Source organism: Klebsiella sp. GW_Kp181 (assembly GCF_040062315.1).
Taxonomy (GTDB): Bacteria; Pseudomonadota; Gammaproteobacteria; order Enterobacterales; family Enterobacteriaceae; genus Klebsiella; species Klebsiella oxytoca.
In genome coordinates, this window is record NZ_JBEAFR010000054.1 from 192,624 (window position 1) to 205,560 (window position 12,937).

The following is a 12,937-nucleotide window of genomic DNA, read 5'->3' on the forward strand; positions in this document are numbered from 1 at the left end:
CAGGTAATCATGTAACCCGGGAGGTGCTTATGATAGCCAGCAAATTCGGTATCGGCCAACAAGTTCGCCACACGCTTCTGGGCTACCTGGGCGTAATCGTCGATGTCGATCCAGAATATTCGCTCACGGAGCCGGAAGTGGACGAAATCGCCGCTAACGACGATTTGCGTCTTGCGCCCTGGTATCACGTGGTGATGGAAGATGACGATGGCCAGCCGATTCACACTTATCTTGCAGAAGCGCAGCTAAGCAGCGAGCCCAGCGACGAGCATCCGGAGCAACCGTCTCTGGACGAGCTGGCGAGAACCATACGCCAGCAGCTGCAGGCACCGCGATTGCGCAACTAATCTAAAACCCGCGCTGCGGGTTTTTTATTACCCTATCATTTTGCAGTCGCTGCCAGCGCCTGGCATATCTGGTTATTGAACCGTCCGTCACGCTGCTGTTTTTCACTCCAGCGGGTATTAGCCAGCTTCATCTCACGTGAAATGCCCTCGCTATTAAGCGCAAGCTGTTGAAAAAACGGCGCTAGCATCGCCCCACCCGGTAAAACCTGAATTTTAAACACCGGGCTACCGTCGATGTAGCGATACGCCAGCGCGTGGTCCGGCAATATGGTAGCGGCAAACGACTGCTGCGCGTAGCTGGCCCAAAAGCTTGCCGCGCCGTAGCCGCGCGAGAAATAATTTTCGCAAACGGGCGGGGCGGCTAACGGCAAGATGCTTTGCTCCGCGGGCCTGAATGCATTTTCCATCCAGCGCGCCATGCCTTCCAGATACCATTTCTGTTTAAAAACCGCGTAGCCGTACTGATACAAATGGAACAATTCATGGGCGGGCGTAACGTTGCGCGCCGGCCGCCGGGCCGCATTGAGGACAATTTTTAAACCGCAGGGGAGCGTCGCGCCATCGTTCATGGTTTCCGCCGCCACGCGGTCAAAGGCCAGGCCGTGACCTTTAGGAAGCGTCAGCAGGTAGATATTAATTTGTCGGGCCTGGGTATAAATTTTCTGCTGCAGCGGCGGTCGTAGATCCAGCAGCGAGGTGTAAAGATATTTTGCAGCCTGAAGCTGGCTCGCGATGTCTTTCACGACATCCGGCACGCCATCGCCGGTACTATCCTGCGGATATTGCAGGGCGTCCTTACCCTGCAGGCTGTAATAAATATGAAACTCATCGACAACGTGCGCTTTTTCCAGATGATGATTGTGCAGCAGCGATCCTGGCACGCAGCGGGCAACCTGCACCACGTCACGGGCCAGCAGCGGCGCACAGCCGCCGCAGGCCAGCAGCAGCGCGACGACTCGCCTCATGGCCTCTCCTGCGGCGAGCGCGGGGGAAACGGACACGGACGGTTACCCAACGCTAGCCGCCTGTGGACTCTTGCTGGCCAGGCCGAAATCCGCCTTCGCCTGCGCTGCCATCAGCCGCTCGCTGGCCTGCAGCCACGCCGCCCAATGTTCGGCGATGGCGCTGGCATAATAGCGTTGAGCGTTGCGCAGCGCGGCTTGCCGCATACTTTGCTGTAGCGTTTTGTCCGCGATAACCTTGATCAACGCCGCCGCCAGAGCTTCTTCATCGCCGCAGGGAACCAGCATCCCCGCTTGCCTGTCCTGCAGGATGTCGCGCGGACCGTATTTGATAGCAAAGCTAATCAGCGGGGTACCGTAGGCCATCGCCTCCACGGCGGAAATAGACTGCCCTTCCTGAGTCGAACAAAGCACCGTACAGCAGGCCGTTTTATGCGCCTGGGCGATGTCGGACGTGAAGCCATTGATATGGATCGCCTGCGCCAGCCCCCACTCCGCCACCTGCGCGCTCAGGCTGCGCCGCAGCGGCCCTACGCCATAAGTGTGCAGCTGCGCATCGGGGATAACCGCCAGCACTTTACGAAAGGCGCTCAGCAGTAAGGCGTGCTGCTTCTCCTCCGAGTAACGCGCGAGGTAGATAACCGTTTGTGACGGCACTTTCTGCGGGTTCGCCGGAATATTGCCGTTATCGAGATGGTTGGGGATCACCGCCATCTGCGTAGCCGGGAATCCCTCCTGCTGCAAATCCTGCCACTGCTCATCGGTGAGGATAATCAACTGGTCGACGAGATCCGGCTGCTCCAGGAGGTGTCGATATGAGCTTTTCAGCGCGCCGTTAGAGAGCTGATGATGGGAGTGAATAATGGCGCTTAATGAGCAGGCCATACGCTGAGCTGGCCGTGAACAGACGAAGTTTTTCCACGTTTTATTTTTATCCACGATAAAGTGCCAACGCCCTTTCCCCGCCAGCATGGTTTCCAGCATCCACGAAAAAAAGTCCTCCTCCAGAGTAAAGCGTTTGACGTCGCCCCCGGCGAGGGCAATTTCCAGAGCGCTGAGCCGCAGGTTGCCTTTCTTCTCATCAAAGCTTTTACGCAGCAGAATATTGCCGGCGCTATCGATATAATCTTCGATAATTTTCCCCTGCGGGCGTAGCAGGAAGTTCTGTTTTCCCACCGGCAGGTCCGCGTCGGGATTGACGACATGCCTGAGTTCAATACTCCCCACCAGCGGCTCCAGCGTCGCAATCGCGTTAATCTCCAGGCAGTCGCTTAACCACTGGTAAAGGTTATAAACCGGTACCTCTTTGGGCAGCGCCCCCCGCGCCTTCAGCGCCTTGACCACCGTGGGTAATTCGGGATTCCACGTCGCGGTAATCAGCCAGGGTACGGCGCGCAGATGTTCGGTGAACAGCTTCGCCCGCCGCATGGCGGCCACCTCGATACCGTTACCGACATCGCGTAGCGTCTCCAGCAGAAAAACGGGCGTCGCATCAATCGACGACGGCGCGTTGTCCTGCTGGAGCGACGGCTTTTTTGCCGCTAAGTGGTATTTCTGATAGGCGATAAAGCCGGAGAGATAGTGTTCGACGTCATCGATACGTACGCGGTAGCTGTGGTGGCGTATAAAGAAGCTGTTAACGATCCGCGCGGGATTTTTAAAGAACATCGCCAGCTCGGGCCAGAAGAAGCCGTTCAGCAAATAGCGGGCGCGGGTTTCCAGCGCCTGCCAGAATTTTTGCTGGTCAAAATCATCCAGCAGGTGGCGGTGCTCGGGCGAGGCGCCCAGCCGGGTGACCATTTCCGACGCCGCCATCATTAGCTCCAGCAGAGTGGGATAGGTCGTCACACGATGCAGTACGAAATCAAGATGATCGCGCACATTATTGAGACCAAAACGAAAGTACTTCTCCTCCGGGCGGAAGCGGGTTAATTCATTTACGCAGTAGCTCAGCCAGTGGTCGTGATGCTGCCAGTGTTTGTTTTGAATGAAATAGGCGAAGGCTTTTTCCACCACGTCCAGCCACAACGGCTCTTTGGTCAGGCCGTACAGGCGCATCAAGGCAAACGCCGCTTCGCCATCGTAGTAGATAATGCGGAATTTGGCCTTCAACGACAGATCGTGGCTATTTAATACATGAACAAATTGGCCGCTTTGCGGATCCTGCATCCAGGCAATACCGGTCGCCAGCTGCGCCATCAGCGGCAGGTACTGCCGGTCTCCGGTCGTTTCGGTATATTTTACCAGCGCCAGGATGCTGACGGCATTACCGCCAAGCTTGATCTCCTCGCCAACGTCGCAGAGGAACGCTGCCTCGCGCCCATCATCCAACGTCCGCACCTCAATCAGCGTGCTTACCAGATACGCAATCGCCCGGTCTATGGCCTGGCGAACCGACGGCAGGCGCGTCGCTTCCCAGCCTTCGATCAGCGAATAGGTCGAGCTGGCGTGGCGCAGCGCGTTATAGGAACGGACCGGGCGATCGAAACAGGGGAACCAGCCATAATGATACAGCCCGTCTTTCCTGACCTGACGGGCCAGATAATCGCTGCCTTTTTTAATCACCTCAGCCAGGCACGCTTCCTGCCAGTTTTCCCCAATGGCGCGATAGCCGGAGCCCCTCCCGGCATGTTCAATGACTTTTACGCCAAAGCGATCGCAAAAGACCGCCTGGGTTTTAAAACGCCACAGAGGCTGCTGCGGATCCTCCGGCCAGCTAAGCGTCTGCTTAAACCGCCGCTGGCCGTAGTTTTGCAAATTGACGCTATTCGGCGCGACGACGCCATTGTCGCCGTCGTAGAGCAGCGCGTTGCCGGCGATTTCCTGCTCTAGCATCGCACAGCTAAACTGCGGGTCAAACGCGAGTCCAAAGCGAAAATAGTTGCGCTTGGTGACTCTGAATTTCTCATTGAGGGAGTGCCAGCTGAGCTTTTCCACGCTGTCCACAACGTCGATACGCAGCCACTGCGGTTCATTGGCCTGCTTTTTACGCCACTCCTGCAGCGCTCTGGCCCCCGCCAGCCAGGCGAGATCGAAGCTGGTTCCGCTGGCGATATGCATATGCGCCCGCTCTTTGCCATCGCTGACGCTAAAGAAGATCACCCATGCCGGATAGTCAGAGGGCAACACGGTGGATTTCAATTTTTTGGCCTGAAAGCAAGCTTGTTGCAGTAAGTCACTTAGCGCCATCTTTCCCTCTCCATTTATTCAAGAATGCGTTGGATGTTTAAAAATTATTATCAGAGACTGCAAACAAACTCGTTTTAGGGATTGCGCCACATTATTGTCGGGTGGCGTATGACGCCTTATCCGACCTGTCATTCCCGTATACCGCGCCGGGGTATCAGCCCCGGCACATCTCCCGGACCGCAAACGGCGGAGAACCCGTAGCCGACAACATGTTCGCACTTTGATTAGCGCTCCCTTAATGCTTCTTTGGCCCGATTAAATGGTTTTACCAGATAATCCATAACCGTTTTTTCACCAGTCTTAATATCAACGGTAGCGATCATCCCCGGGCCAATTAAAAAGCGCTTGCCGCTCTTATTCTCCAGGTAATCATTATCAGTACGGATAAATACCCGGTAGTAGTAAATATCGGGTTTAGCTTCATCCTGAGTGGTATCCGGCGATATGGTTTCCACCACGCCGTTAAGTGCGCCATAGATGGCATAATCATAGGCGGTAATTTTGACCAGCGCCTGCTGGTCGGGATGGATAAAAGCAATATCGCGAGGGGAGATCCGTGCTTCGATTAATAAACGGCCGTCTACAGGCACGATTTCCATCAATTCGCCATTGGGCGCAATAACCCCACCAATAGTATTGACCTTAATATTTTTAACAATTCCCTGTACCGGCGAGCGGACGGTTAAACGCGTCACCGAATCGGCGCGCCCTTTAATCACTTCCGCCAGGCTGGCCACATCGGCATTGGCTTTTGACAGCTGTTCACGCGCGTCAACAAAATAACGCGTATTGAGATCGATTTTTTTAAAACTAATATCCGCGACCTGCTGACGAAGACGCAGCACTTCGACGTTGCTCGCCGCCCCGGTTTTCGCCAGTTTTTCAGTAATGGCCAGTTCGCTATTGACCAGCTTTAACGACTCATCCAGCTGACGCGTCGATTTGCTCAGTTGCTCCTTACGGCTATGGTAAAGGCGGGTCTCCTCCGCCAGCAGCGCGGGCCAGGCTTTCAGAGTGTCGGGAAACACCAGCGGCTGATTGTTGACCTCAGCAGTTAAGCGAATGCTCGCCGCCAGAGAGGCGCGATACTTCGCCTGGCTTTCCCCCACATTAGATTCGCTGCGGGTGGGGTCGAGGCGCGCCACGACCTGTCCGGCTTGCACTTTGCTGCCCTCCTGCACGTTCAGCTCGGTTAAGATGCCGCCATCGAGGGTCTGAATCACCTGCTCCCGGGAGCTGGGGATCACTTTTCCGGTGCCCGTAGAGACTTCATCCAGCACGGCGAACCAGGCCCAGACAGCGCCCACCAGCAGCATACCGGCCAGCAGCAGTATCAGCCGCCGGGATTTTACGATCTTCGCTTCGTCTTGTTCGTTATCCGGCAGCAGCGCCACCGGGTCATGATCCGCCATCAGGGGAAGCTTATTCATATATTCACCACCTGGCCGCGGGCTTTCTCTTGTTCAAATACGGTGGCTTTAGGTTTATCCAGCGCCAGCTGTCCATCCTGGATGACCAGAATCCGGTCAACGATATTGAGCACCGCCGCTTTATGCGTGGCGATAATCATCGTTCGCTCGCCGGCCCACAGCGCCAGCTGTTCCACAAAGGCCTTTTCCGTTCGCTCGTCGAAATAAGAGGTCGGTTCATCAAGCAGGACGATGTTCGGATCGCGCAGCAGGGTTCTGGCCAGCAGCAGCGACTGGCGCTGGCCGCCTGAAAGCCCCACCCCGCCTTCCATGACAATATGTTCGAGGCCGAGGGGCAGTTTGCGTACAAACTCCAGAGCGCCGCACAGGGTAAGCACCGAGAAGATTTCATCATCCGTCGCCGCTGGCCGCCCAAGGATTAAATTCTCGCGCAGGGTGCCGTGAAACAGCCGCGCCTCCTGGGTGAGCAAAGTGGCGTTGCGGCGAATATCCGCAAGGTCGATCTGCGGCAGGCTTAAATCATCCAGCCGCAGTTCGCCGGCGACCAGCTCGACGTTGCCCATCATCGCCTGCAATAGCGTCGATTTACCGGCGCCAATTCGCCCAAGGATGGCGATTCTCTCACCGGCTTTAATCGATAGCTGGTTAATTCGCAGCGGAATCGCGGCGTCGTTAAGGCCGTAGCGGAATTCCGCCTGGCGGAACTCGTAGTTACCGTGCAGCACGGCGCGGTGAACCCGGGGTTCGTCCTGGCCGCCTTCGACCGGTAGCGCCATCAGATTATCGAGGCTGGCCTTCGCCGTTTTCACCTGCTGCCAGCGAGCAAGCACGCCGCACAGCGCGGTCATCGGCGCGACCATGCGGGTTGAAAGCATCGATGCCGCTACCATGGCCCCGGTGGTGATGTCGCCATTAATCACCAGCGGCGCGCCGACCACCACTACCGTGGCGTATAGCAGGTTTTGTACCGACATTCCCCAGCTGACCAGGCCGTGAGTGAGCCTGCGCGTTCTGACCCCCGACTCGGCGGTAATCGCAATATAGCTATTCCACTGATGCAAAAAGCGGCTTTCCGCCTGCATCATTTTGATGTCCTGCAAACCCTGAATACTCTCCACCAGAATGGCGTTTCGTAAGGTATTTTCGTGCTGATTTTTGTTGGCCAGCGCCGCGAGCTTGCGCTGCAATAGCAGGCCGGGCAGGATCATTAGAACCGTCGCCACCGGCGCTATCCAGCTTAGCCACGGCGAGACGATAAACAGCACCACCTGGAACAGCAAAAAGAACGGTAAATCCGCCACGATGGTCATCATCGTTGAGGTCATCATTTCGCGCACCTGCTCCAGCTCGCGGATTTGCGAAATAAAGCTCCCCGTTGAGCGCGGCACTGCGCTGTTTTTCAGGCGCAGCGCGTGGCCGAAAACCCGGTCCGAGACGCGAATATCCCCACGTTTGCCGAGCAGATCCGTGACATGTCCGCGCATAATTTTCAGCGCAAAAGCAAATACCGCCGCCAGCAATACGCCGCTGAACAGGACATAAAGAGTGGGATAAGACTGGGCCGGGATCACCCGATCGTATACCTGCATCGAAAACAGAATCCCGCTCAGCGCCAGAACGTTAATGGCGAACGAAGCCAGCATGACGTGCATATAGGGGCGAAGATCTTTCAGCACAATTTTACGCAGCCAGTCCGGCTGAAAGCGGGTCAGATAGCTTTCTGTGCGAATATCCCTTTCCGGAGACGACGGGCGAAAAGCAACGGTCTTGTCAATTTCCGGCAACAGGGTTTCCAGCGGGCAGTAGCTGAGCAGCGACAGCTCCTTCACGAACCGCACCCCGACGGCATTATTGACGTCAAAGCTTTCAACTATCGCCACCTGGCCATCGCGCAGTTGGATAACGAGCGGTAGCCGCCAGGCCGACATTTTCTGATCGGTGGCGGATAAAAACTGGCAGTTTAATCCGGCGTGGCGCGCCAGGTGCCGGAGCGCTTCGGGCAGGGTTTTCTGCGTCGCCCATTCGGCAGCCGCATGTAGCGTTCCGGGAGAAAAACTTTGTCGATAGTGGTTGGCAATAAAGGCAATCGCATTCGACCAATCGGACAAGTGCGGTATTCCGGCACGTTCATCTTGTGGGGTCATGGGCGGATCTCCACGCCCTGGATATTTTGATTTTCCAGCGCGAACACCGTGCGCATCTTGCCGGTGCTGAACAGGCAGTCCAGCTCCAGCGAGCGCAGTTGTGATTCCGTCAGGACCTGGCTAAATCTGGCCTGGTAAATTTCCTGATCGACGTTGAGCAGATCCAGCAGCGGCCGTGAACCGAGCTGGAGATACTGATCCTGGTACAGCGCCCGGGTTTGCTCGCCCAGCTGCTGCTGACGTTTCTGAATTCCCAGCGACTGGGCAAGATTGACCGCTTCATCGCGAGAGGCGTTCAGCTTCTGGCTGGCGTCCAGCTGGGCGGTTTTGATCGCCGCATTCGCCGCCGCCAGACTTTGTTGGGCGGCGTCTCGGGAGGCGGTCATCGCCCCGCCCTGGTAGATAGGCATTTGCACTTTTACCCAAGCGGAATATTGCGTTTTATTCAGCACCGCGCTGTTGGCGTAGTTATCGTTAAGATAATGGGTCACCTCCGGTTCCAGGGAAATCGTCGGCAGCATTTGCGCGTTGGCGTTATCCAGCTGCGCCTGCGCCTGACCGGCCTGGGCCAGCGCCGCCAGTACCGCTGGAACGGAACGGTAATCGATTTTGGATACCGCGCAGGCGGCATCCATTCCCTGCGGGACATCATCCGTTACCGTCGCGATTCCGCCGATGCCGATATAGGTCGCGAGCGTGGCTTTCCAGCGTTCAAGGGCCGCCTGATATTGCAGGAGCGTGGATTGCGCGCCTTCCACGCGGGTATCGGTCTGCACAACGTCCGATAATGAAGATGCCCCCGCATCGTTGCGCTGGCGAATAAGATCGCCGATCTGCTGTAGCGAGTTAACCTGCGCTTTGGCGATTTCAACCAGCTTTTGATAGCCCTGCACCTGGACTACCGCCGCGGCGGTATCGTGAGCGACCTGATCGATATTCAGCATCACGGTGGCCTGCTGCTGAGCCACGCCGGAGTCTGCTGCTCTCACCGAACTGGACACTTTGCCGAAGTCGTAAAGCATTTGCGACACTGAGACGACCAGCGATGGCGTATATCCGGCATCAGAATAAGTGTTTGTATAACCATTATTCATACCCGCACTTATTTGCGGGTAATATTTTGCTTTCGCCACATCAACTTTTTGCGCCATCTCCTGAAGCTTACTGACCTCCTGCGTAATAGAGGGATGCCAGTTCACCGCGTTTTTTACCGCCTTTTTAATATCCAGCGGACCGGATATTCGGGTCTGACTGTTAATAATCTCGTCGTTATACCCCGCGACCTGCTGATTATCGGTTAAACGCTGGCTGCTAATATCATTCGGCAGCAAATATGAATTTTCCGCATGAGCTGAAAGCGACGGATTTAACGTGATTAATAGAGCTGTATAGCCACAGGTTATGACATTCCTTTTTTGTATAAATAGACGCATCAAATTTACCCTTCAGAAAACACGCACTGAAAAAACGGATATAATAATTTCCGCATCATTATTTTTATTAAATGATAGTCGGCGATCTCCCGCTTCACTGACCTGAATGATTCCTCCGCGATAAAATAATCTGGACGGCGCTTCCCTGTGCCGTCATCGATTTAAGCTAGTTAGTTGGAGTTATTAGTATCAAGCAGCTCGTTGAGCGAATTGATATGCACCCCTTCCAGCGTGATTAAGGTTGTCGATTGATGGCCGCCTGCGCCACCGTCGCGGTCGATAGATACCACCGTATTACTGCCCACGTAGCTCAAGGTGACATAATTGCCCAGGCTACTGCTGTTACCATCCCAGCCGACCAGCAGCGCCGATACGTCGATATGATCCCCTTGCGCAACCGAGAAGTCCTTCCAGGTATCGCTTCCGTTGCCGCCGGTATTATCATCGGCCAGCAGGTTGTAGATTACCGTGTCGGCCCCGATGCCCAGGGTGAAGGTATCGTCGTAAGCGGTACTGTGGATGTCGTCGCCGTTCACGCTGCCGGTAATCTGCGGATGCAGATCGATAGTCAGCGTCGCCGCGGAAGAAGCGCCATTGCTGTCGTTTACCGAGTAGGCAAAGACTTCCTTATGCGTGATGGTCGACACATCCATTCCTGCCTTCAGACTGTAGGTGTAAGAACCATTATTCGCCATCGTCAGGGTGCCATAGTCACCGTAAATTGTGACGCTGGTTGCGCTTACGTTAGTCCCGTTGCTGGTCGTGATACTGCCATTGCTGTGGAAAGTCCAGGTTTCCGCAGCGCCGCTGGAAGTGTGTCCGGAGACGCTGTAAGACGAGTACAGTACGCCATGGAAATCTTCCGTACCGCCTGAGTTATTTCCGTTCTGTATATTTCCACTGACGTTGGTTCCCGCTACCGTGTAGTGCGTCGCGGTGTCAATGGTCGTACCGGTTATCGAAGCCCCGACGGTATAATTCGGTGCCGGCGTTAAGAAAGTATCAAGAGTGGCGGTTGCCTTAGACACCAGAACCATCTCGTAATTACCTTCGCTCAATGCCACATTCGTCAGCGTTAACGTATCCGCAGCGTTTGTTGTGGTGCCGATAACGGTGGTCAAGCTCTCTGTCGGCGTGCCCTGCCATACCAGAACCTTACTGCCATCGCTGAGCACGTGATAAATGCTGACCGTGCTGTCTATTTTGACGGTATTGACCACCGAGCCACTCGCGGTGTAGTTCACTTTCACCGAGAGCGTATCCATTTCGCGATCGGCCCCAACGCTGAAGTTGATGGTCCTGGTTGCTGATACGCCTCCCGTGGTTGATTTACCGCTTGTGTTCAGCCCCGCAGTGTCAATCGCCGGAACATTCACCGTTGCCAGCGCCGTTGCTACGTTCAGCGTGACCTGGTCATTGACCGCCAGCGAAGCCGGGCTATCGATATCGATCGTCAGCGTGGTGCTCGCCGTGTGGCCGAGGCTGTCAGTAATGGTGTAAGTAAAGACTTCCGATTGACCGACGCTATTCACTCCGCCATAAGGCTGATAGGTATAGCTACCGTCGCTGTGGATGGTCAACGATCCCCATGCGCCCTCTATCGTCGTTCCGCTGCCGCTGACCTCCTTAGGTTCAGCGCCGTTAACCGAGGTGGCGGTGACGCTGGTCACCTTAATATTGACTCCTGTATCCGCTACGTCGCCTGCACCATCGCTTTGCAGCACGTTGCCCGTCAGGCTGTCGGTGTGATAGCCCTCAGAATCGGTGACCGAGACGTTGACAAAGGTCCCCAGGTTCAGGTCCAGCAGGGCCCCCAGCAGGCCTCCGGTATTCGGTGATGAGACCACCGCCGTATACGATCCTGAAGGTAACATCGAGGACCAGCCGCCTCCGCTATAGCCGAGGCTGAGCCCGATGCCGTTAACGTTAATGTTGACGGCGTTTGTCAGGACCTGCACGACTTCTCCGGTAGCCTTATCGATGATAGAGAGATCCGCCGTGAAGGACGATGCGCCGCCCAACAGGCTCAGCAGCGTCGTCAGTGCCGCGCCCAGACTCAGTCCGGTGCTCCCTGAGACCGTCAGCAGCACTTTTTCGTTCGCGCCGGCGGCCACATCAAAGTCAAAGCTATTACCGTTAAGTAACCCAACATTGACGTTACCGAGTAACGAGACGCCGACGAGCTGCCCGACAGTACCGCTTTCTCCGTTGAGGGTATCGAACGTCGCGGTCAGATCCGTTTCCTGAGCATCCGGATTGGCCTGCGCCGGTTCGATATTGCCGCCGATATTAATCGTCAGGTTCGTCGTCGATGTATTACCCGCTTCATCGGTAATGGTATAGCTAAAGACATCCGATTTACCGATAGCGGCCCCGCCTTTGGTCAACTGGTAGCTATAGCTGCCATCAGAGTGAATCGTCAGCACCCCATAAGCTCCGGTGATATCGACGCCAGCGCTGGTCACATTGACCGGGGTCGATCCGTCGACGGAATCCGATACCGCACTGGTGACCGAGATGCCCTGACCGCTATCCTGCATATCGCCGCTGGCGGTTGTATCCAGCACGTTACCTTCAATGGCGTCGACGCTGTAGCCAACCGAATCCGTCACATCTACGTTGACGAAGCTTGCCACCTGTGCCACTGCCAGCGCGTTGATCAACGATACCAGGGTGCCGTTACTTTCCGGCGCAGAGATAACCATGGTGTAGTCACCGGCCGGCAGATTGGCGAAGGAGACCGTGCCGTTGTAGGAGAGCCCGCCAAGCAGGCTCGCCGAGATAGAGACGCTGTTTTCCGCTATCGCCACAACTTCACCGGTGACCGTATTCACCACCGACAGATCGGCCTTCAGGGTATTTCCTGCCCCCAGCAGATTGACGATAGTGGTCAGCAATCCGCTCGCCGTCAGCAGCGAGTTGCCGTTCACCGATACCGTCATATCCTCCACGGTGCCGGATCCCACGCTAAAGCGCAGATTATTGCCCGCCAGCAGCGAGACATCGACGGTGCTGAGCAAGGTCAGGCCAACCAGTTGACCGCTGGTACCGCTGACGTTGTTCAGGTTACCTTCCAGCGCGACAACGTCCGGGCTGTTGCTATCGGGGTTGGCCTCAATATCGCTGTCGGAGTCGCTGTCAGAGTCCGAGTCGCTGTCAGAATCCGAGTCGCTGTCGGAGTCGGAATCGCTGTCCGAATCCGAATCGCTGTCGGAGTCGCTGTCAGAGTCCGAGTCGCTGTCGCTATCCGAGTCACTGTCGGAATCGGAGTCGCTGTCGGAGTCGGAATCGCTGTCCGAATCCGAATCGCTGTCGGAATCGGAGTCGCTGTCAGAATCGGAGTCCGAGTCACTGTCAGAGTCGGAATCGCTGTCGCTATCCGAGTCACTGTCAGAATCCGAGTCGCTGTCAGAGTCCGAGTCGCTGTCAGAA

At 56.0% G+C, this 12,937-nt stretch carries 7 protein-coding genes; 1 reads left to right on the forward strand and 6 read right to left on the reverse strand.

Annotated elements, in window-relative coordinates; genetic code table 11:
* Positions 1-29: 29 nt before the first annotated feature.
* Positions 30-347, forward strand: coding sequence for a heat shock protein HspQ (gene hspQ / locus ABLV11_RS13090; RefSeq protein ID WP_004100817.1), 318 nt, complete (start codon positions 30-32; stop codon positions 345-347).
* Positions 348-382: 35 nt separating this feature from the next.
* On the opposite strand, the gene ABLV11_RS13095 is transcribed toward hspQ, so the two are convergent.
* The 6 genes from ABLV11_RS13095 to ABLV11_RS13120 all read right to left on the reverse strand — a co-directional run.
* A complete protein-coding gene (locus ABLV11_RS13095; RefSeq protein WP_029779312.1) occupies positions 383-1,312 on the reverse strand; it encodes a hypothetical protein in 930 nt (309 codons plus the stop codon).
* 42 nt (positions 1,313-1,354) lie between these two features.
* Positions 1,355-4,498: a glycosyltransferase gene (locus ABLV11_RS13100; RefSeq protein WP_126488879.1), complete on the reverse strand. Its 3,144-nt coding sequence runs from the start codon at positions 4,496-4,498 to the stop codon at positions 1,355-1,357.
* A 224-nt stretch (positions 4,499-4,722) separates the two neighbouring features.
* Positions 4,723-5,928, reverse strand: a complete 1,206-nt coding sequence (locus tag ABLV11_RS13105; RefSeq protein WP_004111917.1) for an HlyD family efflux transporter periplasmic adaptor subunit — start codon at positions 5,926-5,928, stop codon at positions 4,723-4,725.
* Positions 5,925-8,072, reverse strand: a complete 2,148-nt coding sequence (locus ABLV11_RS13110) for a type I secretion system permease/ATPase (RefSeq protein WP_126488878.1) — start codon at positions 8,070-8,072, stop codon at positions 5,925-5,927. Before ABLV11_RS13110 ends, ABLV11_RS13105 begins: the two co-directional genes overlap by 4 nt.
* Positions 8,069-9,505 carry a TolC family outer membrane protein gene (locus ABLV11_RS13115; protein WP_004100810.1) on the reverse strand — a complete coding sequence of 479 codons (1,437 nt, stop codon included), beginning with the start codon at positions 9,503-9,505 and terminating at the stop codon, positions 8,069-8,071. Before ABLV11_RS13115 ends, ABLV11_RS13110 begins: the two co-directional genes overlap by 4 nt.
* Before the next feature lie 170 nt (positions 9,506-9,675).
* Positions 9,676-12,937, reverse strand: a 3,262-nt coding sequence (locus ABLV11_RS13120; protein WP_348855331.1) for a type I secretion C-terminal target domain-containing protein, incomplete at its 5' end; no start/stop codon positions are given.

What these genes read in the sequence shown, in the direction of transcription:
- ABLV11_RS13115 (WP_004100810.1), bottom strand. Translation starts at nt 9,505, where the DNA reads ATGCGTCTATTTATACAAAAAAGGAATGTCATAACCTGTGGCTATACA.
- ABLV11_RS13110 (WP_126488878.1), bottom strand. Translation starts at nt 8,072, where the DNA reads ATGACCCCACAAGATGAACGTGCCGGAATACCGCACTTGTCCGATTGG.
- ABLV11_RS13095 (WP_029779312.1), bottom strand. Translation starts at nt 1,312, where the DNA reads ATGAGGCGAGTCGTCGCGCTGCTGCTGGCCTGCGGCGGCTGTGCGCCG.
- hspQ (WP_004100817.1), top strand. Translation starts at nt 30, where the DNA reads ATGATAGCCAGCAAATTCGGTATCGGCCAACAAGTTCGCCACACGCTT.
- ABLV11_RS13100 (WP_126488879.1), bottom strand. Translation starts at nt 4,498, where the DNA reads ATGGCGCTAAGTGACTTACTGCAACAAGCTTGCTTTCAGGCCAAAAAA.
- ABLV11_RS13105 (WP_004111917.1), bottom strand. Translation starts at nt 5,928, where the DNA reads ATGAATAAGCTTCCCCTGATGGCGGATCATGACCCGGTGGCGCTGCTG.